This window comes from Streptomyces sp. DT224 (assembly GCF_049844595.1).
GTDB lineage: Bacteria > Actinomycetota > Actinomycetes > Streptomycetales > Streptomycetaceae > Streptomyces.
This window is the reverse complement of record NZ_JBNCLI010000004.1, coordinates 603,680-626,551: the sequence shown is the minus strand read 5'-3', so window position 1 is coordinate 626,551 and position 22,872 is coordinate 603,680. Positions and strand designations below refer to the sequence as shown.

At 70.9% G+C, this 22,872-nt stretch carries 23 protein-coding genes and 2 pseudogenes; 14 read left to right on the top strand and 11 right to left on the bottom strand.

Going from position 1 to position 22,872, the window contains the following annotated elements; all coding sequences use genetic code 11:
- Positions 1-115: 115 nt before the first annotated feature.
- Complete coding sequence (locus tag ACLQ2N_RS13145; protein ID WP_425812334.1) at positions 116-1,516, bottom strand: NAD(P)-binding domain-containing protein; 1,401 nt, start codon at positions 1,514-1,516, stop codon at positions 116-118.
- A 609-nt stretch (positions 1,517-2,125) separates the two neighbouring features.
- On the opposite strand from ACLQ2N_RS13145, the gene ACLQ2N_RS13140 reads away from it, so the two are divergent.
- Entirely contained in the window at positions 2,126-2,500 is a 375-nt protein-coding gene (locus ACLQ2N_RS13140) for an ArsR/SmtB family transcription factor (RefSeq protein ID WP_425812332.1), read from the top strand.
- A 22-nt stretch (positions 2,501-2,522) separates the two neighbouring features.
- Positions 2,523-3,032, top strand: a complete 510-nt coding sequence (locus ACLQ2N_RS13135) for a GNAT family N-acetyltransferase (RefSeq protein ID WP_425812330.1) — start codon at positions 2,523-2,525, stop codon at positions 3,030-3,032.
- A gap of 4 nt (positions 3,033-3,036) precedes the next feature.
- Here ACLQ2N_RS13135 and ACLQ2N_RS13130 read toward each other — a convergent pair whose 3' ends face one another.
- From ACLQ2N_RS13130 to ACLQ2N_RS13120, 3 genes are read right to left on the bottom strand one after another with little or no spacing between them, the layout of a single operon-like run.
- Entirely contained in the window at positions 3,037-4,095 is a 1,059-nt protein-coding gene (locus ACLQ2N_RS13130) for an ArsO family NAD(P)H-dependent flavin-containing monooxygenase (RefSeq protein ID WP_425812328.1), read from the bottom strand.
- Positions 4,092-5,198 carry an ACR3 family arsenite efflux transporter gene (gene arsB / locus ACLQ2N_RS13125; RefSeq protein WP_425812326.1) on the bottom strand — a complete coding sequence of 369 codons (1,107 nt, stop codon included), beginning with the start codon at positions 5,196-5,198 and terminating at the stop codon, positions 4,092-4,094. The genes ACLQ2N_RS13130 and arsB overlap by 4 nt, the downstream gene beginning before the upstream one ends.
- Positions 5,195-5,503, bottom strand: coding sequence for an ArsR/SmtB family transcription factor (locus ACLQ2N_RS13120; RefSeq protein WP_425812324.1), 309 nt, complete (start codon positions 5,501-5,503; stop codon positions 5,195-5,197). The genes arsB and ACLQ2N_RS13120 overlap by 4 nt, the downstream gene beginning before the upstream one ends.
- A 90-nt stretch (positions 5,504-5,593) precedes the next feature.
- On the opposite strand from ACLQ2N_RS13120, the gene ACLQ2N_RS13115 reads away from it, so the two are divergent.
- Both ACLQ2N_RS13115 and ACLQ2N_RS13110 read left to right on the top strand, forming a co-directional pair.
- Positions 5,594-6,028 (top strand): arsenate reductase ArsC, encoded by a 435-nt coding sequence (locus ACLQ2N_RS13115; protein ID WP_425812322.1) that lies wholly within the window; start codon positions 5,594-5,596, stop codon positions 6,026-6,028.
- Between the two features lie 220 nt (positions 6,029-6,248).
- Positions 6,249-6,542: a hypothetical protein gene (locus ACLQ2N_RS13110; protein WP_425812320.1), complete on the top strand. Its 294-nt coding sequence runs from the start codon at positions 6,249-6,251 to the stop codon at positions 6,540-6,542.
- 71 nt (positions 6,543-6,613) lie between these two features.
- Here ACLQ2N_RS13110 and ACLQ2N_RS13105 read toward each other — a convergent pair whose 3' ends face one another.
- A complete protein-coding gene (locus ACLQ2N_RS13105; RefSeq protein ID WP_425812318.1) occupies positions 6,614-6,925 on the bottom strand; it encodes a hypothetical protein in 312 nt (103 codons plus the stop codon).
- Between the two features lie 658 nt (positions 6,926-7,583).
- Between ACLQ2N_RS13105 and ACLQ2N_RS13100 the strand changes: the two genes are divergently transcribed.
- Positions 7,584-7,961 (top strand): hypothetical protein, encoded by a 378-nt coding sequence (locus tag ACLQ2N_RS13100; protein WP_425812316.1) that lies wholly within the window; start codon positions 7,584-7,586, stop codon positions 7,959-7,961.
- A 123-nt stretch (positions 7,962-8,084) separates the two neighbouring features.
- Here the strand turns inward: ACLQ2N_RS13100 and ACLQ2N_RS13095 are convergent, their stop codons facing one another.
- On the bottom strand, positions 8,085-8,504 hold the full coding sequence (locus ACLQ2N_RS13095) for a MarR family winged helix-turn-helix transcriptional regulator (protein ID WP_425812314.1): 420 nt from the start codon (positions 8,502-8,504) through the stop codon (positions 8,085-8,087).
- Between the two features lie 62 nt (positions 8,505-8,566).
- Here ACLQ2N_RS13095 and ACLQ2N_RS13090 point away from each other — a divergent pair, with 62 nt between their 5' ends.
- Both ACLQ2N_RS13090 and ACLQ2N_RS13085 read left to right on the top strand, forming a co-directional pair.
- The gene (locus ACLQ2N_RS13090; protein WP_425812312.1) at positions 8,567-9,361 is read left to right on the top strand and encodes an alpha/beta fold hydrolase; all 795 of its coding nucleotides are present in this window, start codon (positions 8,567-8,569) and stop codon (positions 9,359-9,361) included.
- Positions 9,362-9,706: 345 nt separating this feature from the next.
- Positions 9,707-10,618, top strand: coding sequence for an SDR family oxidoreductase (locus ACLQ2N_RS13085; protein WP_425812310.1), 912 nt, complete (start codon positions 9,707-9,709; stop codon positions 10,616-10,618).
- Between the two features lie 188 nt (positions 10,619-10,806).
- Here ACLQ2N_RS13085 and trpS read toward each other — a convergent pair whose 3' ends face one another.
- Positions 10,807-11,850 carry a tryptophan--tRNA ligase gene (trpS, locus tag ACLQ2N_RS13080; RefSeq protein ID WP_425812373.1) on the bottom strand — a complete coding sequence of 348 codons (1,044 nt, stop codon included), beginning with the start codon at positions 11,848-11,850 and terminating at the stop codon, positions 10,807-10,809.
- A 10-nt stretch (positions 11,851-11,860) separates the two neighbouring features.
- On the opposite strand from trpS, the pseudogene ACLQ2N_RS13075 reads away from it, so the two are divergent.
- From ACLQ2N_RS13075 to ACLQ2N_RS13055, 5 genes and pseudogenes are all read left to right on the top strand, one after another.
- A pseudogene (locus ACLQ2N_RS13075) lies at positions 11,861-12,382 on the top strand (DUF6058 family natural product biosynthesis protein); the annotation flags it as partial.
- A gap of 224 nt (positions 12,383-12,606) precedes the next feature.
- Positions 12,607-13,239, top strand: coding sequence for a DUF2461 family protein (locus ACLQ2N_RS13070; RefSeq protein ID WP_425812308.1), 633 nt, complete (start codon positions 12,607-12,609; stop codon positions 13,237-13,239).
- 600 nt (positions 13,240-13,839) lie between these two features.
- Entirely contained in the window at positions 13,840-14,844 is a 1,005-nt protein-coding gene (locus tag ACLQ2N_RS13065; RefSeq protein ID WP_425812306.1) for an aKG-HExxH-type peptide beta-hydroxylase, read from the top strand.
- Positions 14,841-16,091, top strand: coding sequence for a YcaO-like family protein (locus tag ACLQ2N_RS13060; RefSeq protein ID WP_425812304.1), 1,251 nt, complete (start codon positions 14,841-14,843; stop codon positions 16,089-16,091). The genes ACLQ2N_RS13065 and ACLQ2N_RS13060 overlap by 4 nt, the downstream gene beginning before the upstream one ends.
- Before the next feature lie 84 nt (positions 16,092-16,175).
- Positions 16,176-16,940 (top strand): class I SAM-dependent DNA methyltransferase, encoded by a 765-nt coding sequence (locus tag ACLQ2N_RS13055; protein ID WP_425812302.1) that lies wholly within the window; start codon positions 16,176-16,178, stop codon positions 16,938-16,940.
- Between the two features lie 135 nt (positions 16,941-17,075).
- Here ACLQ2N_RS13055 and ACLQ2N_RS13050 read toward each other — a convergent pair whose 3' ends face one another.
- The 3 genes and pseudogenes from ACLQ2N_RS13050 to ACLQ2N_RS13040 form a co-directional block, all read right to left on the bottom strand.
- Entirely contained in the window at positions 17,076-18,158 is a 1,083-nt protein-coding gene (locus tag ACLQ2N_RS13050) for a PP2C family protein-serine/threonine phosphatase (RefSeq protein ID WP_425812300.1), read from the bottom strand.
- A 574-nt stretch (positions 18,159-18,732) separates the two neighbouring features.
- Positions 18,733-18,925 (bottom strand): annotated as a pseudogene (locus ACLQ2N_RS13045) (leucine zipper domain-containing protein); the annotation flags it as partial.
- 116 nt (positions 18,926-19,041) lie between these two features.
- The gene (locus tag ACLQ2N_RS13040) at positions 19,042-19,950 is read right to left on the bottom strand and encodes an alpha/beta hydrolase family protein (protein ID WP_425812298.1); all 909 of its coding nucleotides are present in this window, start codon (positions 19,948-19,950) and stop codon (positions 19,042-19,044) included.
- A 102-nt stretch (positions 19,951-20,052) separates the two neighbouring features.
- On the opposite strand from ACLQ2N_RS13040, the gene ACLQ2N_RS13035 reads away from it, so the two are divergent.
- Positions 20,053-20,622, top strand: coding sequence for a TetR/AcrR family transcriptional regulator (locus ACLQ2N_RS13035; protein WP_425812296.1), 570 nt, complete (start codon positions 20,053-20,055; stop codon positions 20,620-20,622).
- 310 nt (positions 20,623-20,932) lie between these two features.
- On the opposite strand, the gene ACLQ2N_RS13030 is transcribed toward ACLQ2N_RS13035, so the two are convergent.
- A complete protein-coding gene (locus ACLQ2N_RS13030) occupies positions 20,933-22,153 on the bottom strand; it encodes an MFS transporter (RefSeq protein WP_425812294.1) in 1,221 nt (406 codons plus the stop codon).
- A 299-nt stretch (positions 22,154-22,452) separates the two neighbouring features.
- On the opposite strand from ACLQ2N_RS13030, the gene ACLQ2N_RS13025 reads away from it, so the two are divergent.
- Entirely contained in the window at positions 22,453-22,818 is a 366-nt protein-coding gene (locus ACLQ2N_RS13025) for a MerR family transcriptional regulator (RefSeq protein ID WP_425812292.1), read from the top strand.
- The last annotated feature ends 54 nt before the right edge of the window (positions 22,819-22,872 follow it).

Below are 22,872 nucleotides of genomic sequence, written 5' to 3'. Positions count from 1 at the left end.
GGGACGCTGCCCCCCCCCCCTCCGGGCGGCCGCCTGGGGGGGGGCCGGGCGGCGGGGGGCCGCGACCGGTCCCCTGTTCCGGTCGCGGCCCCGCGAGCGGGGGCGCCCAGGCTGGTCACGAGCCGCAGCAACCGCCCGCCTGGTTCTGCTCGGCAGCCGCCCCGACCGCGGCGGGGGCGCCGAGCTGGACGAGCTGCGGGGTGGGTGCGCAGCAGCCGCCGTCGGCCTCAGCGGCGTCGGGGGCGTCGAAGAGACCGGCTCCGCCGCAGACTCCGGTCTCCGGGAGGGTGAGTTCGACGCGGTCGGCGGACTCGAGGTCGCCGGCGATCGCGGCGGCGACGGAGCGCACCTGCTCGTAGCCGGTCATGGCCAGGAAGGTCGGGGCGCGGCCGTAGGACTTCATCCCGACCAGGTACACGCCCTGCTCGGGGTGGGAGAGCTCGCGGTGGCCGTGCGGGTAGACGGTGCCGCATGAATGCTGGTTGGGGTCGATCAGCGGCGCCAGCTCCACCGGGGACTGGAGGCGCTCGTCCAGGGCCAGGCGCAGCTCGTCGAGGAACGAGAGGTCGGGGCGGAAGCCGGTCAGGACGATCACCTCGTCGACCGCGTCCAGGCGGCGGCCGTCCTCGCCCACCAGAACCAAGCGGCCGTCGTCCGCCCGTTCGATCGCTTCGGTGCGGAAACCGGTGACCGCGTCCGCGTGCCCCTCGTCGACGGCGGCCTTCGCCGTCAGGCCAAGGGCACCGCGCGCCGGAAGCTGGTCGGCCTTGCCACCGCCGAAGGAGGAGCCGGAGATTCCCCGGCGCAGGACCCACACGCCCTTCGTCCCCGCGCCGTCGTCGGACTTCGCGAGGTCGGCCAGGTAGGCCAGTGCGGTGAACGCGGAGGCACCCGAGCCGATCACGGCGGTGCGCTTGCCCGCGTACCGGGCGCGGACGGACGGGTCCTTCAGGTCCGGGACGCGGTAGGTGATCCGGTCCGTGGCGCCCCTCTCACCGAGAGCGGGCAGACCACTGCCGCCGGCCGGAGACGGCGTGGCCCAGGTGCCGGAGGCATCGATGACCGCACGGGCGAAGAGGCGCTCCTCGCGACCGCCGGCGTAAGCGACGTGCACGACGAACGGCTGGGCCTCGCGGTCGGCGTCCACGATCCGGTCCCGGCCGGCACGGGAGACGCCGGTGACGGTGGCGCCGGTGCGGACACGGTCGCCGAGGGCGTCGGCGAGCGGCTGCAGGTACAAGTCGGCCCAGTCACCGCCGGATGGGTACGTAGCCAGGTCGGGCCTCCTCCAGCCGGCAGCGGCGAGGAGCTTCTCGGCGGCCGGGTCGACGACTTCGCCCCAGGTGGAGAACAGGCGCACGTGGCTCCACTCGCGGACGGCCGCGCCGGCGCTGTCGCCCGCTTCCAGCACGAGGGGCTCGATGCCCCGTTCGGTCAGGTGTGCGGCGGCAGCGAGCCCGGCGGGCCCGGCGCCGATCACGATGACGGGCAGCTCGGTGGTGGCGGGCTCGTTCACGGCTACTCCTTGACTGTTTCGACATCCGTCGATGTCTTGCACGGCCCAGCATGGCACCTGCATCGATGAGCGTCAACATAGACATTCATCAAAGCCAGGCGTTCGAGGCGCGTCGGTGTCGGCGTGATCGCCGGTGGCCGGCCCGGCCTCGCCATCGCCCACATGCTGCTGCGGCGCGGGCTGCGGCCGGTGGCACTGGAAGCCCCCGACCGGGCGGGCGGGTCTCGGCCGCACTACTACGACAGCCTCCGGCTGCTCTCGCCGCCCGGTACAGCCCCCTGCCCGGGATGCCGTTCCCCGGCGCCCACCGCGACCTCTACCCGCACCGCGACGAGGTCGTCACCCACCTACCGCCTACGCCGGCCGGCTGTCCGAGCGGGCGGTCGTGGCGGCCCGACGCCGAGAGGAGACCCCGTCACCGCGAGGGTCGCGCCACCGCCGTTCCTGGCCCGGCGTGCGTCGGGCTGGAACGGCAGCGCAGCCTGTCCTCGGACTCTCTGCGCGGTGTTGGGCGGGACGCGGACCGGCTCATCCGGCGCCTGGCCGCCGGTCTCGCACGCCGGTGACACGCCCCGCCCCTACTGGTTCGACATGTGTCAACATAGACGTATGTCGAATGCGAAGGTGCCGCCACTGCTCGATCCCGCCGATGTCCAGGACGTGGTGCCATGCTGCCCGCCGCTGGCCGAGCGTCCGATGACCGCCGAGGAGGCCGAGACCGCCGCGCGTATGTTCAAGGCGCTCGGTGACCCGGTCCGCCTCCGCCTCTTCTCGGCCGTGGCCTCCCACGAGGGCGGCGAAGCGTGCGTGTGCGACATCTCCGATGTCGGTGTCTCGCAGCCGACCGTCTCCCATCATCTGAAGAAGCTCAAGGAGGCCGGACTGCTCACCTCCCAGCGGCGCGGCACCTGGGTCTACTACCGGGTCGAGCCGTCCGTCCTGGCCGCGATGGGCAATCTGCTGGCCCTTCCGGCCGCGGCCTGACCGGCACGGAGGGAGGAACGCCGTGGGGAGCGGATCTGCGGGCGCGGTGATCGTGCCGCTGGCGCCGGAGCACGCCGAGCAGGTGCTGGCCATCTACCAGGCCGGCATCGACGAGGGGAACGCCACCTTCGAGACCGTCGCGCCGGCCTGGGAGGCGTTCGACGCGGCGAAGCTGCCCGAGCACCGCTTCGCCGCCCTTGACGCGGACGGGACGGTGCTGGGCTGGGTGGCCGTGAGCCGGGTCTCCGCCCGGTCCGCGTACGCGGGCGTGGTGGAGCACTCCGTCTACGTCCACCCGGCCGCCCGCGGCCACGGGGTCGCCTCCGTCCTCCTGAAGACGCTGGTGGATTCGACGGAACGGGCGGGGATATGGACGATCCAGTCGGGGATCTTCCCCGAGAACACCGCCAGTCTCGCTGTTCACCAACGGGCCGGCTTCCGTGTCATCGGCACGCGGGAGCGGATCGGGCGCCATCGCGGCGTCTGGCGCGACGTCGTCCTCGTCGAGCGCCGCAGCCCCGCCGTCAGCTGACCGGTCACGACGACTGCGCGATCGCGCGGGCGGCGTCGCGGGCGGTACGGCCGACGCCGACAAGGGTGGCCGAGGCCGGGCCGGTCCAGTCGCCGTAGCCGAGCAGGTGCAACCGTGGCTCGCCGAGGGCGCGCGTGCCGTCGGTGGGGATGTGCCCGCGTGGGCCCCGCAGGTTCAGCGGGGCGAGGTGGCCCAGTGCCGGGCGGAAGCCGGTGCACCAGATCACCGCGTCCGCGTCGCTCCGGCTGCCGTCGGCCCACCGCACACCGGGAGCGGTGAGCTGGGCGAACATCGGCTCGGCGGCGAGAAGTCCGGCGTCGCGGGCAGCGCGGACGGGCGGCACGGCCACGATGTCGCCGAGCGAGGCCACCCCACCGGTGTCGGTACGGCCGGCGTCCAGGGCGCGGCGGCGGGCGGTGGCGACCTCGAACAGGGCACGGCCGTCTATGTCGTCCGGCAGGAACCGTGGCGGGCGCCGGGTCACCCACGTCACCTCGACACGGCCGTCCAGGGCGAGATCGGCAGCGATCTGGGCGCCGGAGTTCCCTCCGCCCACCACGACGACACGCTGCCCGGCGAAGTGGGCCGGACAGCGGTAGTTCACCGTGTGCAGCTGCCGACCGGTGAAGGTGCCCCGGCCGGGCACGGCGGGGAGGAAGGGCCGCGACCAGTTGCCGGTGGCGCTGATGACCGCACGGGCCCGCCAGGTGCCGGAGTCCGTTTCGACCAGGAGGCGGTCCGCGTCGCGGCGTACGGCGTCCACGCGGGTGCCCTGCTGAACGGGCAGGTCGTAGCGCTGCTCGTAGTCGGCGAGGTAGTCCACCACGTGCCCCGCGCCCGGGTAGGTCTCGCCCGCCTGGGCGGGCATGAGGCGGCCGGGCAGCGAGGAGTGCTCGGCCGGGGAGAACAGGTGCAGTGAGTCCCACATGTGCTGCCACGACCCGCCCCGCCCCGTCTGCGCGTCCAGGATCACGAAGTCGAGGCGCTGGCGGCGCAGGTGGTAGCCGGCGGCGAGCCCTGCCTGGCCGCCGCCGACCACCACCACCTCCGTCTGATGCCTCATGGAGCCGTCGCCACCGTGTCGGCGGTGAACTTTCGTCGCCAGGCGAGCGCGACGTGGACCAGGCCGATCAGCACCGGTACTTCGATGAGCGGTCCGACGACGCCGGACAGGGCCTGGCCGGAGGTGACGCCGAAGGTGGCGATGGCGACCGCGATGGCCAGCTCGAAGTTGTTGCCCGCCGCCGTGAAGGCGAGGGTCGCTGTGCGGTCGTAGGCCAGGCCCAGGCCCTTGCCGAGCAGGAACGTGCCGAAGAACATGACGGCGAAGTACATCAGCAGCGGCAGCGCGATCCGGGCGACGTCCAGTGGCTGCGACGTGATGGTCTTCCCCTGGAGGGCGAAGAGGATGACGATCGTGAACAGCAGCCCGTACAGCGCCCAGGGGCCGATCTTCGGCAGGAACCGCTGCTCGTAGTCGTTACGGCCGAGCTTCCTCTCGCCCAGGTGGCGGGTGAGGAAGCCGGCCAGCAGCGGGATGCCGAGGAAGATGACCACGTTGAGCGCGATTCTCCACAGGGAGATGTCGAGGTGCTCGCCGTCGCCGAGGCCGAGCCAGCCGGGCAGCAGGTCGAGGTAGAACCAGCCCAGCAGGCCGAACGCCAGGACTTGGAAGACGGAGTTCAGGGCGACGAGGACGGCGGCTGCCTCGCGGTCGCCACAGGCGAGGTCGTTCCAGATGATGACCATGGCGATGCAGCGGGCCAGGCCGACGATGATCAGGCCGGTGCGGTACGCGGGCAGGTCCGGCAGGAAGAACCACGCGAGTGCGAACATGACCGCCGGGCCGACGATCCAGTTGATGACCAGTGACGATGCCATGAGCTTGCGGTCGCCGGTGACGGCGTCGAGCCGGTCGTAGCGGACCTTCGACAGCACCGGATACATCATGATCAGCAGCCCGAGCGCGATCGGCAGGGAGATCCCGCCGATCTCCACCTTCGCCAGGGCGTCGTTCAGGCCGGGGATGAGCCGGCCGAGGCCCAGACCGGCGGCCATCGCGGCGAGAATCCACACCGCGAGGTAGCGGTCCAAAGTGGAGAGCTTCTTGACGATCGAGTCCTCCCCGGCCGCGTCGGCACTCTGGGCGTGGGCGGTGGAAGTCACGGGCAGGCCCTCTTGTTCTCGGCGGCGGTGCGGGCGGATTCGGCGAGCTCGGCGAACTGTACGGAGAGGCCGGCCAGGACCTCGGGCCTGAGCTTGTAGTAGGTGAAGCGGCCGCACGGCTCGGTCTCCACCAGCCCGGCCTCGCGCAGCACCTTCATGTGGTTGGACAGATTGGTCTGCTTGGCCCCCGTCTCCTCCACCAGGTGCGTCGTGCACAGCGTCTCGCGCGCCAGCAGGGTCACAATCCGCAGCCGGAGCGGATCGCCCAGCGCCCGGATCACATCAGGATCGACTGAAGTCAGCATGCGCTGATACTTTCATATCACCGTTCGCTGATACCAGCGGACGCTGATGGCATGGTGGCGCCCAGCCGCCGCGAGACGAGAGAGCCCCGCATGCCCGAGCGCACCGGCACGAAACCGTCCGTCCTGTTCGTCTGCGTCCACAACGCCGGCCGCTCCCAGATGGCCGCCGCCTGGCTGACCCACCTGGCCGGAGACCGCGTCGAGGTCCGCTCCGCCGGCTCCGACCCCGGCGACCGGGTGAACCCGGCCGCCGTCGCCGCGATGGCCGAGGTCGGCATCGACATCTCCGCCGAGGTCCCGAAGATCCTCACCGTGGACGCGGTGAAGGAGTCCGACGTGTGCATCACCATGGGCTGCGGCGACACCTGTCCCGTCTTCCCCGGCAAGCACTACCTGGACTGGAAGCTCGACGACCCCGCCGGCCAGGGCGTCGACGCGGTCCGCCCGATCCGCGACGAGATCAAGACCCTGGTGGAGCGCCTGATCGCCGAAATCTCCCCGGCCGAGCCGGAGGCGACGGTGTGAGCGGATACGCGACGTCGCCACCATCGGCTCCGGCCCCGCCGGATACACCGCCAACCCCCCTGCACCGCCCGCAGCGCGGCAGAAACCGAGCCGACGGCCTCCTGCGGGCGACCAGCGAAGCGCGCCGCCCGGTACTGGGTTGCCGACCAGCACGACACCGAAGTGGCTCGCGCTGAGACAGGTCGGTAGGCGGGGCCGAGTACGGCCGGGGGTCCCCGGCTTGGCTGAGCTCCATGACCCACGACAGGCCCACCCACCCCGGTCGGCCCGCTTCCCGTGCGTCAACGGGAAGGTCCTCGACTACGGGTCCGCCGGACTCGCCACGTGCCAGCGAAACGGCACCTCGGCGTACACCGCGTCCGTCGACCCGGTCCACGGCCACCTTGCGTCCGCTTCCGCGACACCGACGGGGTGTTTCTTCCAGGTCCACGATCTGGACCTGGCCCGCCTCGGCGTCTGGCCCCAGCCCCTTGCCGGCCTCCGCGAACCGCACGTCACGGCGGTGGCCGGCTGACCGCTCACCACGTACGGCACGCCGTTCCTGAGATGATCCGAAAGACACTGTCCAGGTGCGCAGCCGCTGTGTCAGGCCGGCTCGAAGCCGCTCCGGAAGGTGCCGCCGTACTCACCGGGCACTTCCCAGCACGCGTAAGGGCGCCCAGGAAGATCGAGCAACTCGACTCCCAGTGCCTTCGCCAGGTCGGCGGCACCGGTCTTACGGATACGCGAGGGCTCATCGGCAGCGTGATAGAGGGCATGGGCGCCGCGCAGCCCGATCACCACGTACTCCACACGCTTTCCCGGACCGACGACCGATTCCTCGTGGTGCTGCTCGTGACGGGCATTCACAACCTGCCCACACAGCTCGCATCGCGGGTCCTCCCCTGAGGTATCCACGGGAGGCATCATAGGGCTCCCTCGCACACGGGTGTCCATCAGCCGTCTTCACCGGAACACCCACCGGCAGCGCCCTCGGGGCCGTACGGTCCGCTCCCCCGCGGATCGATGTCGGAGTCCCGCGGTTCTCCTGATGGCCCGGTCCGTATGCGGCGGGCGTGAAACGCTGCGGGCCGCGCTTGCGGCTCCGTTGCCGGCGCCGCTCGAACGCAAGCGGCTACGGACCGCACCGGTCCCGCGGCGGAGGGTTCCGCATCTGTTGCAGATCAGAAATCGCGATGCCATGTCACGGTGCGGCTCGAACCAGCGTTCCCACCCGACAGGTGGCTGGAGCGTCAGTTGACGACTCATGGAGTCTTTGTGGCCAAAACCCCCGGCCGGCACCGCACGCGTATAGCCGCTCGTACCGCGGCCCCGGCGCTCACTGCCGTCCTTGTCGCCACAGGCACTTCGGCGGTCGCGGCCGATATCCCGAGGCCGTCCGAGCGCGCAGGGACCCACCATCTGCGGCGGCAGCGGCGACCGCAGTTCCGACCCCCCAGTTCAACCTGTGCGGCATCGACCCCAACCCGTTCCGGGTGTGCTGGTCACCGTCGTACGAGGGGACCGACTTGTTTCCGACGGCAGTGAGGAACGTGGCTGGAGCGGAATCCGTGCAGTGGTCAAGGTAGCTCACACGGGTGACGGCCGGGCCGACGGGATCTACACCTTCGGTACCTCCGGCAGCGTCAACTACCGCCCCCCGAGCGAGATGTGGGGCGATGACGTCGGTTACGGCTGGGACGTCTACAACATGACGTTCTCGCCGGGCAACCTCGGCGGAGACGTGCCCAGTGACATCCTCGCCCGTGACGCGAAGGGCGGCGACGCCAACAAGGACGGCCGAACCGATCCCTTTGCCCGCGACGCAGCGGGTGTGCTGTGGCAGTACGCAGGAGCCGGCAACGCCGCCGCACCGTACAAGCCCAAGGCAACGGTCAACGGCGGGCCCGAGAACGACAGCAGAGGCTGGAACAAATACTCCTTCCCCTACTGAACTCCCGGCCGGCTCCGGCACCCGAAGAGAGGGCCGCGTCCTCGTTCCTGCGGGATGCGGCCCTCTCCCTGCTTCCGCCCCGGAGGTACCCCTGCGGTTCGGCTACGGGATCCGAGGGGTTCGTTAGGTGTTTCGTTCTGCGGTGAGGAGCTGAAGCAGGTCGAGCAGGGTTGCGCGGTCCACGTCGGGCAATGGGGCGAAGCAGTCGGCGAGCACCTCGTCAGCAACCTTGTGACCGGCCGCCAGGACTTGCTCCCCGGCGGGCGTGAGGTGGTGCTCGATGCGCCGGCCGCGTCCCGGTGTGCGCTGTACGAGGCCCTGTGCCGCGAGGCGCCCGACGAGCGTTCCGAAGGCTTGCCCGGTCTGAAACGTCGCCGCGGCCAGTTCGCGGGCCGATGCCCCGGGGGAGCGCCCGATCGCACGCAGGGCGTCCCACTGGGCCAACGTCGTGCCGATGGCCGTGAGTGCGCTGTCAAGTGCACGATGCTGTCGGTACTGGGCTTGTTTGACCGCTCTGCCGAGTTCTTGCAGCTCACCATGCATGGAGAGAGTCTACGCCATAAGCAAGCTAGCTTACATAAAGATGTTTAGTTACCGTGGTGGGCATGCTCACCAACGCGTCACTTGCGCACGCCGACCTGCCCATCACCCTGTCCGAAGCCGGAGCCGGCAGGCCAGTGCTCCTCCTGCATGGCGGCGGAGGCCCCGCCACCGTCGCCGGCCTCGCCCAGCACCTCTCCCGCATCGCTCATACCCTCACGCCCGTACACCCTGGCTGGGACGGCACACACCGCCCCGCATGGCTCACCGGCATCGACGACCTCGCCCTCGCCTACCTGCACAACTTGCGCGAACGCGAACTGAGCGACGTGCTTGTCGTCGGCTCCTCCCTCGGGGGCTGGATAGCCGCCGAGATGGCCGCACACGACAGCGAGGGACGCATCACCGGCCTTGTGCTGATCGACGCTGTCGGAGTGCAGGTCGGGACGGAGACGATCACCGACTTCTTCGCCCTTGACGCCCGCGGCGTTGCGGAGCACTCCTGGCACGACCCGGACCGCTACTACCTCGACCCGGCCGACGTCCCGTCCGAGGAACTCACGCGCCGGCAAGCCAACATGGCCACGATGCGCATCCTCGCCGGCGACCCCTACATGCACGACCCCGAACTGCTGCGCCGGCTCGGGAGTATCCAGGCGCCTGCGCTCCTGCTCTGGGGCGAGAGCGACCGCATCGTCACCCCCGGCTACGGCGCGGCGTACGCCGACGCCTTTGGCAACGGCCGGCTCGAGGTCATCCCCGAGGCGGGCCACCTTCCGCAGATCGAACAACCGGAAGCCACCTTCGCCCTCGTCGACGCCCACCTGCGCCGGACGAGCAACCCCTCCCGCCAACAGTGAGTGCGGAATTCCGGTGTGGCCACTGATCAGGTGACGGGGGCGGCCTGAGGTCGGGCGCAACGGGCAGCGTTCCCGTGCCGTTGAGGAAGGGGTTGGACACGTCAACTCATCCGCAGGGACGCCCTGTTGGCTTCGCACCCTCCGCACTCGGCCTGTCTCACGCGTTGGTCGAGCAGATCGCCCTACTCATCGTCGTCGTCACCGGTGTGTGGCCATCCGGCTACGGCCACCTGCAGGCCCGCTCCGTCGCCACATCTGACTCCTTCCGTTTGCTCACCGGCTTGTGCGGTTAGGCGTTCACCCGCAAGGAGAAGTGGCCGCATTTGAGCATGGGAGGACTTTTTCATGCACGCCGACACCAGCCCCGACGGGGCGGGTCCGCAGATCACTTCGGAGCCCGTGCCGCCGTACCCGGAGCAGGACCAGCAGCCGCCGGGCCTCGAGCGGGACATGGATCCGGCGCCGCGTTACCGGGCCGCCCGTTACAGGGCGGCCGACAAGTTGAGTGGCAAGGTGGCTCTGATCACAGGCGGGGACTCGGGCATCGGCCGGGCCGTCGCCGTGCTCTACGCACGCGAAGGTGCGGACGTGGCCGTGGTGTACCAGCCCCAGGAACAGTCGGACGCGGAGGAGACCCGCCGCGCAGTCGTGCAGCAAGGACGCAGGTGCCTGCTGCTCGCCGGCGATCTGGCCGAGCCCTCGTTCTGCCAGGAGGTCGTCGAACGGACAGTGCGCGAGCTGGGAGGGCTGAACATCCTCGTGAACAACGCCGCCCATCTGAACAGCCAACTGGATCTGTCGCAGCTGTCGTACGAGGACTGGGACCGGTCCTTCAAGGTCAACGCGTACGCCTACTTCCACCTGGTGCAAGCCGCACGTCCGCACCTCAAAGCCGGGGACGCCATCATCGCCACGGCGTCGGAAGAGGCCCTCAAGGGCAGCGACACCATGATCGACTACGCGGCTTCCAAGGCTGCTCTGGTCAACTTCACCAAGTCGATCGCCACACACCTGGCCAAGGACGGCATCAGGGCCAACGTGGTCGCCCCCGGGCCCACCTGGACCGTGCTCAACGTGGCCGATCCGAACATGCCAACGCAAGATCTCGCTCACCTGGGCAGCGAAGACCCCCTGGGCCGAGTGGCCCAGCCCGAGGAGATCGCGCCCGCCTACGTCTACCTGGCGTCCGACGCGGACTCCAGCTACACCGTCGGTGAAGTCATCGCCATCACCGGCGGCCTGACCAATACCCGTTGATGTCCTGCGCCCCGGCCCGAGTCAGTGGCGGGCCAGGCTCCCCGCCCCGCCGAAGCCGTCCCAGGCGCCCGGCGGGCGGGATCCTGCTGCCCCAACGGGGCACCTCTGTGAGCGGCCGCCGTCAAGTGACCGGCCATCGGCCGCGCTGTCACACCTCGGGACTCTGTTGCAGTGCGGCAGTCCCGGGCTCAGTAGGAGCAGTTCATCGCGGCACGCACCTCCGCAAGGGTGCTGTCGGCGACGGCATTGGCTCGTTCATTGCCCTCGCGCAGGATCGTCCGGAGGTAGGCGCGGTCGTTCGCGTAGGCGTTTCGGCGGGTCCGGATGGGGGCCAGATACTCGTTGACTGCCTCGGTCACCGTCTTCTTCAGCGCGGCGGATCCTGCGGAGCCGATGTCGGAGGCGACTTGCTCGGGCGTCCGGTTCTGGCACAGGGCGGCCAGGAGCAGGAGGGAGGAGACCGCCGGGCGGCCGACCGGGTCGTAGGCGATGTGGCGTTCGGAGTCGGTCCTCGCTCCCTTGATCAGGCGTGCGGTGTCATCGGCGCCGGCAGCCAGGGCGATGGCGTTGCCGCGGCTCTTGCTCATCTTGCCGCCGTCCGTGCCGAGCAGAAGCGGAGCGTTCGAAAGGAGAGCTTCGGGCCGGGGGAAGATGGCGGAGCCGGCGCCGTAGCGGTCGTTGAAGCGTCGGGCGATGGTCCGGGTGAGTTCCAGGTGAGGCAGTTGATCCCTGCCGACCGGAACCAGGTTGGCCTTGCAGAAAAGGATGTCGGCGGCCTGGTGAGCGGGGTAGGTGAACATCAGGCCGCTGACGGCGGACTGGCGGGAGTGCGTGATCTCGTCCTTCACTGTGGGGTTGCGCTCGAGGTCGGCGACGGAGACCAGGCTGAGGAAGGGCAGCAGCAACTGGTTGAGGGCGGGGACGGCACTGTGCGTGAAAATCGTGCTGCGTGCCGGGTCCACACCGATGGCCAGGTAGTCCAGGACCACCTCCTCGACATGCCCGGTCAGGTTGTCCGCGATGTCGCGGTCGGTCAGCACCTGGTAGTCCGCGATGAGCACGTGCAACTCCACGCCGAGGTTCTGCAGACGTACCCGATTGTGCAGCGTGCCGAAGTAGTGGCCCAGGTGCAGACGCCCGGTGGGCCGGTCCCCGGTCAGGACCCGGAACCGGCCGGGATTCTCGAGGATCAGTCTTTCGAGCTCCGCGCTGCGCCGCTGAGCTCGGGACAGCCGTGGCCGCGATGTCGACGCGGTCCGTCGGCTGATGCTGGGACGGCGACTGCCTCTTCCGGGGTATCTGCGCTCCGACGGTGCCGAGATGGTGCCGGTCGATCTGTTCGCTCTCGCCGACGAAGCCGGTGGCGTCGAGCCGCTCGAGGACTGGTTCACCGCTCACTGGGCCGGCCCGGTCGCCGGGAAGGCGGAGTGGGAGGCGTATATCAGCGGACAGTACGTGTGCCTGCACTCGGTGACCCCGTCCACCATTCAGCGCAAGGAGTGTCTGACGACCGCGATCAGTACTGCGGAGAACGAGGCGGATGCGGGTTCACCCCAGTGGTTGGAACGGCTGCACCAACTGGTCGACGAACTCGACACGTTGGAGCCGGCGTTCACGGCCTATGACCGTCTTCGCTTCGGCGGGCCGACCTCCCGGGACGCCTGCATCGACGCCACGCGCGCCCGCTTCTCGCGCCCATGCCCCGGGCCCAGGCGTCGCTGCGCCCGCAGGCCGGCCCCAGGCGCGAGCGTCCGGATCGGCTGACCGCCCAGCACCGACGACGGCCCGGGATTCGCGATGTGCCTGCCCTACGGGACAGACTTGAGGGCGGTCATGCCATGGGGCGCTGCGCACCACGGACGGCAAGCAGGTCTGGGAGCGGGGGCTGCCGGAGTCGGAAGCGGCCGGGCGCGCGCCATGCCGAGCCGTGCGGTCGACGTTCTTGGTGCGTCCGTCTCGCGGACGACGGAACGGGCTATCCTCCGCGCATGCGCGAACGGTTCACCGGCTGGCCGGACCAGGCCATGGATGTCTTGTGGCGGCTCCAGGGCGAACCGGCGAAGGAGACCCGGGACCGCTGTCGGGCGGACCGTGAGCGACTGGTCCGGCAGCCGATGATCGCGCTGCTCAACGAGGTCGCGGACGCCGATCCCCGGTACGAGGACTTCGCCGTCTGGCACTACCGCGCCGGCTCCTGGTGGTGGCAGCACCAGAGCGCGGTGATCCGGCTCGGCCGCAAGGTCGAGATCAACCTCCGGTTCTCCCTGGACGGTCTGTGGGTCCAGGCTGCCTGGTGGTATCCCGACCCCGGCCAGATCGACGCGTTCCGTACGGCAGTGGCCTCCGAAGGCAGCGGCCGCGAGCTGTCGGCCATCGTCGAGGAGGTGCGGCACAAGGGCTATGACGTCTCAGGGGACATGATGAAACGGCCCCCGCGCGGCTATCCGGCGGACCACCCCCGTGCCGGCCTGCTGCGCCACCGTTCGCTGATCGCCGCCCGTGCGCTCGGCTGCGAGGCGTGGCTGCATACCCCGGAAGCCGTCGAGCGGGTCCTCTCGGCAGCCGCCGACCTGGACGCCCTGCTGATGTGGCTGGCCCGCCACGTCAACCGTGCCGTCTGACATCACTCACGAAGGCCACGTCCCATGCGCTGGAGGGCCGTCTGCTCCCCGTCGCGGGCGGTGGCGCGACGGCCACCGCTGGGGCCCTCGCCTTGTCGGCTTCGCCGTCCTGGCCCTGGCCGTCCGGCCGACGTGACTATCAGGACACTTTCTTCCGGCGGAATGGGTCTCGACGGGCAGTCACGGCACCCGACACGTTGTGCACGCGTACACCCCTTGTCACATCCGCCACTGACGGCCATGCCTCCCGGACGACCTTCGGCACCTTTCTTGCGGGTGGCGCGGGAAGCGGAAGCTTTCGAGGGTGGCGGATTTGCGGCTGTTTCCCGCATCGCTGTTCTTCAACATGGTGGGCGCTGGGTAGCCCCTTGGCCGACCGGCGGCGAGCGCCGTCCATCACGGATGAACCCATCGAAGGAGTGGATCCCATGGAACAGCCGGAGATCGAGCAGGTCACCGAAGAACTGCCCGAGTTCGGCCTGATGGTCGACATCGGCGATGACGACTGAGGCACTCGGTCCGTCCGCGTAAGAGCACCTGGGTGCGTGGCGGCACGTCCGCCACGCACCTCCCGCGACCGAACCTGCCGGAGGCCGGAACGTGCTTGTGACCCCTGACGCCGTGGCCGCCCGCCGGGCCGAGGACGCCCTCTGGCACGCCACAGACGCGGTGGTGCACAGGGCGGGAGCCGTCGGGGCCCTCCCGCCTCCGCGTCATCCTGCCCGCAAGGCCGTCGCCCACCGGGCCCTCGCGGAGCCGCGGCCCGCGCCGGCCCCGCCGCGCCACGAAGCCTGGGTCGGCGAGATTCCGGCAGCCGTTCCTCCGCCCCGTGGAACCGCCGGCCGCTGGGCGGTCGATCTCGCCGTCCCAGCGCCCCACCTTGCCGCGGCGGTCGGGCGGGCACTGGGCTCACTCCCGCGGGGACTGGGGACGACGAGCACGGAGGAACCGGGCGCCGTCGTCCGGAGCTGGGCGCCCTGGCAGGCCGCCGTACTGGCCGAGACCGTCGAGCGGCTGGACCAGGTGTGGCCGGCGATGCTGGCCGAATTGCGGGAGAGCGTGAGCCAGATCGTCCTGCTGGGCGGACGGGCCATCAGCGGATTCACCGACTTCACCACGCACGGCGCCGTGTTCGTCAACGCGGCCCGGCTGAACGCGGGGCGCGACGGTCTGCCCGGCTGGGTCCGGCTGGCCGACGCCCTGGTCCACGAGGGCACCCACACGCGCTGCAACGCCGCCGCCTTCAGCACCCCGTTCCTCACCTCCGCCACCGACCCCCGGCACTCCGTCATGACACCGCTGCGGCCCGACCCCCGGCCGTTGACCGGGCTCTTCCAGCAAACGGTCGTCCTGGTCCGCCAAACGCTCCTGTACCGACTGGTCCACCGATGTGCGCCGCTGTCGGATTCCCAGCGGGAGGCAGTAGCCGACCGCCGGGCCCGGCTGCTGGAGAAGGCTTTCCAGGGCGTCGACACACTCGGCCGCCACCGCGCGGCTCTCACGCCTGCCGGTGAGGCCGTGCACGCCCAGGCGGCCGGCCTGCTCGCGGAGGAAGCCGAGCGCTACGAAGCGCGGGCGGCGCGGCTGCGGGGAGGCCGTGCGTGAGCGTCCCGTCACCAACGGCCTGGACTCCGGAGGTCTTCTCTCCGTGGCCGCACACCCCCGGCGCCCTGCTGGCCCGTGTCGCCGCCCGGTCGAAGTCCTTCAACCCGACCGGCGCCGCCGGGGGTGCTCCCGTCCTGATCGGCAGCGCCGCGGGTGACACCGCATCCGACGTCGGACGACGCGCCCACGGCGAACTGATGGAACGCATGGGCAACGTACTTGCCGGACGGGCCGCCGAGGCCGACCTGGAAGCGGGCCGCGCACGGCGTCTGCCGGCCGGCGGCCGGGTCCGCATCGGCACCTGGTCCGAGCTGCGTCGCGCCGGCGTCCCGGTCTCCGATCCCGCCGGTCTTCCCGCAGGCCCCGCCGCCCCGGCACCAGCCGGTCACACCCCGCCGCGTGAGGTGCGGCAGCTCTGGTACCGGGGCCGGGCGACGGGCTCCGGCGAGGACGTCTGGATACCGGCAGGTGCCGCGTTCCTCCAGCACCGCCCTCCACCCGGTTGCGGGGCCACCCACCGGGCCGGGTCGACGGGTGTCGCCGCCCACCGGAGCCCGGACGCCGCTGCGGCGCATGCCGCCTGGGAGATCCTCGAACGTGATCTGGTGCGCCGCAGCTGGTGCGACCCGCTGCGCCATCCGCCCATCGCGTTCGACGCCCGCGGCACCCTGCCGAGCGGCGCGGGCGAGCTGCGGCACCTGCTCGACCGCGAGGGCCTGCAGGCCACCGCGCTCGCACTCCCCGCCCCGGCCGGCGCCGCGGCCGTCGCCGTCTGCGTCCATGAGCCCGACCGCACCCATCAGACGTACGGAGCACGCTGCGGCCCCGCCCACGACCTTCCCGACGCGGTGGCCCGGGCCTGCTGGGAAGCACTGATGGTCCGTTGGAGCATGTCCGCACCGGTAGCCGTCCGCGCCTGGGACCGTCTGTCGCGGACCGGAGTGCCACGCACCGAGCTCGACCACGCACTCTGGGCCTTCCACGCCCAGGACGCGCTGACGCGCTGGGCGGGGCCGGCCACCGCCCTTTGCGACTCCCCCGCTCCTGTCCCGGTTCGCCGGCCCGCCCGAGCACCGGACCCGGTCGCTCTGCTCGCCGCACACACCGGACGCGAAGTGATCGCCGTCGACGACTGTGCGGGCCCCCCGGCTGACGAGTGCCTGGCCGTCGTCCGGCTGATCGCCCCGGGAACATCGCCCCTGCACGCCCACGCCGTACCGGGAGTGCCCCCTCACCCCTTCGGCTGACCGCCCCTGCGCGCCACGCAGCGGACCGGCGATGACCGTTGTTCCGTGCCCTGACCGCACCCGAACCCGCACTTGGAGGACCTCATGTCCGCGTTCCCGTACGACACGTCGTCGCAGTCCTCCTACGCCGCCTCGTTCGCCAAGCGGTACGACGACTGGTTCGCCGCGTCGAACACCGAATCCACCGTCGGCTTCCTGGCAGCCCTCGCCGAGGAAGGCCCGCCCGGCCCCCTTCTGGAACTGGGCAGCGGCACCGGCCGGGTGGCCCTGCCCCTGGCGGCACTGGGCCTCACCGTCGAAGGGCTCGACGCCTCCCCCGAAATGACCGCCCAGCTGCACGCCAAGCCCGGCGGCAACGCGGTCCGGGTCACTCTCGGCGACTTCTCGGCACCCCCGGAGCCGGCGGACACCGGACGGTACGCCCTCGTCTACGCGGCCGGCGGCACCTTCGCCGAGCTCGACACCCAGGACGCCCAGCGCCGCTGTCTCGTCTCCGCCGCCCAGCGACTGAGGCCCGGCGGACGGCTCGCACTCGACGCGCATCTGCCCGAAGCGCTCGCCACCCGCGGCACCGGCACCCAGCCGGTGGACGCACCCGGCAAGGGCTCCGTGCTCCGCACGCGCACGCTGCACCCCGCCCGCCAGCAGTACACCTCGGACTACGCGGTCCTCGAGGACGGCCACATGCGTCATGTGCGCGTCTCGTTCCGCTACTTCACTCCCGGCGAACTCGATCTGCTCGCCGAACTGGCCGGCCTGCGCCTCGTGCGGCGTACCGGCGGGTGGTCGGGACGGCCACTGACCGACTCCAGCAGCCATCACGTCTCCGTGTACGAACGGCCCGCATGACTCATCGGGTCCCCGGCCGGCCGTCACCGACTCGTAGCTGGTCATGTCCCTGCCGCATGTGTGCTTGGCGAGTCGGCCGGAAGGGACCCGGAACGCGGCGAGGGACCTCACGGCGGTGATGGCGCGCAGCCGGGGTCAGTCCTCGCCGGACGGGGCGGGCTGGAAGGCGATGGCGACGAGGTCGTCGCTCAGGGTCGCAGCCCACCGGGCGACGTCTTCCTCGATGAAGGCGACCAGTCCCGAGGGCGTCACTGCCCCGTCGCTGCTCGCGCAGTGTTGCTGGAGGCGTTCGCGCAGTGGGTAGAAGACTCCTGCGTGGTTACGGGCCTCGGTGATGCCGTCGGAATAGGCGAGGAGGATCTCGCCGGGGTGCAGGGTGTGCGTGACGGTGTGCGGAGGCTCGGTCAGCAGGTCGCCCATGCCCAGCGGCAGGCTGTGGTCGCTCTCCACGGCACTCGCCCTGCCGTCCCGGATGGTGAGCAGGGGCTGATGGCCCCGGTCGAGGATACGGACGGCACGGGCGTCGTCCGAGAACTCGAGCAGGACGGCCGTGGTGAAGACCTCGTCCGCCGGAGCCGTGTCCTGTCCGGCCGGGGTAGGCGGCCCGGCGTCCCGTATCGGAGCCATCGGCGGGTTGTCGCGGTCCAGTTGGAGGGCTACGTCGATCCGCTCGGCCACCTGGCTCAGTGACGGGTGGAGCAGCGCTGCTTCCTGGAAGGTGGAGATGACGGTGGCGACGGTCTGTGTGGCGGCGATGCCTTTGCCCTTGACGTCCCCGACGATCACCCGCAGGCCGAAGGGGGTGGGGCGGACGCTGTAGAGGTCACCGCCGATGAGTGCCTCTTCGTCGGCCGCCCGGTAGAAGCCCGACAGGCGCAGCGGGCCGATTTGTTCGGGCAGGGGTCGCAGCAGGGCGAGTTGCACCGTTTCGGCGACTGTCTGAACGCGGCGGAAGCGGCTTTCCGTCCGTTGGCGTACCACGCACAGCCATGTGGACAGCGAGGTGATGGTGGCCAGGACGATGAGAGAGACGATGGTCAGGGGACCGACGTAGTCGTCGATCATCTCGGTAACCGTGAGCAGCAGGCATCCGGCGGCGCCGACGGCGAGGACGCCGACCGGGGGGTAGGTGAACAGGGACAGCACCACCGAGGCCGACAGTAGGGGACCGAGGGGGTAGCGCGGTGGTGTGAGCTGGTCCATCACCAGCGTCGCCACGATGAGTACCGGTGGGCCCCAGCGCAGCCACCGAGGCGGCCATGGGTGCTGCTCGTCCCTCTGCCTGTGCTCCACGGCGGCCCGCCCCGCGCCCACGCTGTCACCCCGTCTCTCTCGCCCTGCCAGTCACGGCCTCACCCCCGCAGCCGGAGAGGGCCGGGCGCACCGTCCCCCGGACCGACGGCTTCCGTCCGGGCATCAGCCCGTCCTGTCGGGCGTCGGCCCCAGGGGCGGAGTGGACAAGTTCTCATGTGTCCCGCCCCGCAGTGGGGAAGCCGGGGCGGCGCGTCGGAACCGAGTCGCGGCCGGCAGAGATCCACAGGACCCGGTCCATCACCCGCCCGCGCTTCGCAGGCGCCCCGGCCACCGCGCCGGGCCGGCGTTCCCGTACCGAGGTTTCGGCGCTGGAAGGCTCCGTGCTGTCGCTTCTTGGCACGTTCGCGCGGGCGTACATGGTGAAGCCGATGGCGGCGTTGCCGGCTTCGGTCAGCGCGCCGCCGGTCCATGGGCCGAATACGGCGCCGAAGCGGCCCGTGCCGGCTACCCAGCCGATGGCGGTGGGGCGGCCGCGGTCAGGACGGGCCGGGCGATGAGGACTGTGCGGGTCCGCATCGCCTTCCGCCCCGCAACCGGCGGACCCACTTGTGAGCGGTGGCCCTGATGACTTTCACCTCCTCGGCCATGTGAGCGACCGGGTGGCCGAAACGGAGACGTTGAACGAGCAGCCGCCTGCCAGGAACAGTCAGCCGGGCATGACGGTGGGCCACGAAGACCTCTCGACGCGGGGAGTGGATCAGCGATCAGGGTTCTGATCATCGGCGAGTACGGCTTCCTGGCGATCGACTTGATGAGGCAGAGGGCCATGGCCCGGCGTGCAACCGGCTTACTTGCCGGCGATCCCCCACCTTCCGTCGCCGTCCTCGGCGGTGCGGCTGAGGGCGGTCCATGCGGCGTCGTCGGTGCCGAGTGCCGCGCTGAGATAGGCGGCGATCGCGTCGGCGAGGAAAACGACGCGGGCGGGATCCTCGTCGGTGGTCTCGGCGGCACCTTCGCCGGCGATGCCGCCCATGGTGTGCTCGGCCTCGGCGAGAGTGAGGAGACTCTTGGGCGCCGGGCTGAGGTGGTAGGCGTCGGTGAACCAGTCCGGCCCCCGGGTGGAGAGCTGCGACTGGTCCCTTCCGCCTGCGACGACCAGGGCCGCGGTGGCCATGGTGGAGAAGTCCGGCTTCATGAACGGGAGATTTTGGGCGGCGAACGGAGTGAGGGTGTCGCCGGTTCCGGTCGCCGCGATCAGCACGCCGGCCGACACCGCGGAGTGGGAGAAGTCCTCGCCGGGAACGCCGTCGGCGTCGAGTACGCGGGCACCGAGGATGGCGCCCGCGGTCTGGGCGCCCCAGGAGTGACCGGCCACGGCGACGCGGTCACGGTCGACGCGAGCATCCAGGCCGGCCTGCGCCAGGATGTCGCCGAGGTCGTCCAGGACCGCGTGGAGATCGGCTATCCGAACGCGCCAGATGGTGGCGAAACGCGGGTCGTCCCAGCCGATGGTGTGGCGTCGGGCGTCCAGGTGGGTGGGCTGCACCACGACGAAACCGGCGGCGGCCCACCGGTCGACGAGGGGGGCGTACCCGTCCAGGGACCACGCGTTGCCGTGGGAGAAGACGATCACGGGCAGGTTCTCGCCCGACCAGGGGGCGGTGACCTTCACCTGCAGTTCCATGCCGCGGCCGGGCGCGGGAACGGGGATGGGCTTGACCGAGACGATCCGGTGGGCGGAGGGGCGCGAAGACATGGGAGACCTGTGCTTTCTCTGCGGCGCGGCTCTGCCATACTTTGGCGGAGCGACGTTCCGCAAAGTTAGCGGAACATTGTTCCGCGAGCAAAGGGGTCATCCGTGCCGGAGGCGGTCGGCGTACGTCAAGCGCAGGCGCAGCGCACGCGCAGCGGCGTGTTGGAGGCCGCTGCGGCGGTCTTCGTCGAGCAGGGGGTCCAGGCGCCTGTTCGTGACATCGCCGAACGCGCCGGCGTCGGTGTCGGCACGGTCTACCGGAACTTCCCGACCCGCGCGGACCTCGTCACCGCCGTCTACCGGCACCAGATCGACGCCTGCGCCGCTCTCGCGCCCCGGCTCCTCGACGAGTCCCCCTCGCCGTTCACCGCGCTGACCCTGTGGGCGGACGCGTTCGTGGACTTCCTGGTGACCAAGCACGGCCTCGGCGCGGCGCTGGGGTCAGGAGACCCGGGACTGGAAAACCTCCACGCCCTCATGCTCGACACCCTGGTCCCGGCCTGTGCGACGCTGCTGGACGCCTGCGCCGCCGAGGGCGACATGCGCCCCGGGGTCACCGCCTACAGGCTGATGCGCGCCATCGGAAACCTCTGCATCACCGGCCCCGACTACGATCAGGCCGACGCCGAGCGCATGGTCGCCCTCCTCCTCGCCGGATGCCGCGACACGGGATGACGACCCGGCCGGCCCGTGCCGCCCGCACGCGTCCCGGCCCGCTCCGCAGCCCGCGTCCGGGACGGCGTCGGACTCGACGACGGCGGCGGCATCCAGCAGGCTCGGCCCGCAGCGCCCGCCAGGCCGTGGCGCTCGGGGCCAGTGCGGGCCGCGCCACGGACGCGGAACCGGTGGCGGCCCCGCCACCATCGCGCTCCCGCTCGCCGGAACGGCCCACCCCCTGCTGATGACCGGCAGCCCCGGACGGACCACGGACACCGCGGCGACCACGCAGCGGCTGCCGGCCATGCTTCCTTCCGGCTGAAGCCGGTCAGTCAGCCTGCACTGCTGCGAGCGCGGGGCGGCGGGTGGTGGTGAACAGTGCTGCGGCGAGGAGGGCGGTTGCTGCCCCGAGGAGGGCTACGGCGGTAGCGAGGCCGCCGGCCGGTCTCTTGGCCGCCAGGAGGATCAGGGGGCAGAGGAACTCGCCGAAGAAGAAGGCCGCGGTCCACAGGCCCATGCCGCGTCCCCGGTCCGCGAACTGCAGGAGCGACATGGCCTTCGTGACCAGCGCGGGCAGCAGCAGACCGGTACCGACGCAGTTGATGACGGCCCCGGTGATGAGGAGAGGGAGCCCGTCGGCGAGGCCCATCAGCACGAAGCCCGCGGCGCACAGCGCGAACAGAACGGGCAGGCGGTGGCGGCGATCCGGGGAGAGGCGGGTGAACAGGACGGAGCCGAGGACGGTGGCGGCGCTGGCCACCGCGGTGACGGCACCGATGGTGGCGGTGGAGTCGGTTCCCAGGTCGTCGAGGAGGTAGGCCATCTCGACGGGGACGGTGTAGAAGACAACGGCGCCGAAGACCGTGAGGAGGCAGATTCCTGCCATACGCCGGACGGGGAACGGGCGCCGCGGGAGCGATGCCTCGGCCTCTGAGTCGGGCATCGGCGGAAGGGGCGCGGGGAGGACGCGGGCCATGAGGGGCGCTACCAGCAGTCCGACGGCGTAGAGCCAGAAGGGGGCGCGCCAGTCGGCGGCTCCGAGGGCGCCGCCGAGTACGAAGAAGACGGTGGCCGAGGCGGATGCGCACATGGTTTGCAGGGCCAGGTAGCGGTCGCGGAGTTCACCGCTGTAGTAGTCGCCGATGAGGGTGGTGCAGGCGGTCATGATCGCCGCCTCGGCTATCCCCACGAGGACGCGGCTGATCAGGATGGCGTGGAGCGAGTCCAGCCAGAGGGGGGCTGTTCCGAACAGTGCGTAGAGGGCGGTGGCGACGACGAGCAGGCGTTTGCGGCCGAGCCGGTCCACGATCATCCCGGCGAACGGGGCGAGCAGAGCGAGGGCGAGGGCGGGAACGGTGAGCACGACGGGGACCAGCGCTTCGCTGCCCGGCACGCTGTCGAAGTGGTCCTGCATGCGCGGAAGTACAGGGGCGAGGAGTACGGCACCGAGGACGGGCAGGCAGCTGCCGGCCATGAGCACGACGGCGGGAAGGCGCCCGGCGCGGGCGGTGCCGGGGGTGGCGGGCGGCGGTGCGAGTGGGGCGGACATGAGAGCACTCCAAGGCAGCGGAGGGGCACTTCGTCGGGGACGATGCGCCCGGGACGGAGCGATTGTGCCTCGAATGTGCATGCTGCAGGGGGTACTGCCCATCTTTTGGATCACCAGCGATCGCGACGAGCCGCGATCCACCTTGTACATACGGAGAGTTCGAGGCAGGGCACCTCACGAGCCGTGCTGTCGACCGTATATGACGAAGCATCAGTTGAGCGGCCCGTGCGGGCCGGAGAGCAACGCCTCGGTTCTCGTCGCCCGGAAGGTTCCGTCGGGGTCGGGCGTTGGACACGGACATGAAGATCAGTGAGGCTTCCACCGTCAGCGGTGTGAGTGCGCGGTCGTTGCGGCACTACGAGGACGAGGGCCTGATCGTCCCGGGACGTCTCGGCAACGGGTACCGCGACTACTGCCGCACCACGATCGACCGGGTGCTCGTCATCCGGTCACTGCTGGAGTCCGGGTTGCCGGTGCGCTTGATCAGGGACGCCTTGCCCGGCCTCACCGACGGATCCGATGCGGGCTCCGAGGTGACGCGCGCGGAGTTCCTCCACGAGGTCGGGAGCTTCCGCGATCGGCTCGCCGCTCGCATCGCCGTGCTCAACGCTCAGCAGGCAGCACTCGACACATACCTGCGCGCGGCTCGCCGGACCATTCCGTGACCGTTCACCGGCGTCCGCTTGACCTTGCCACAAGTGGCAGGTGTTTACGGTCCG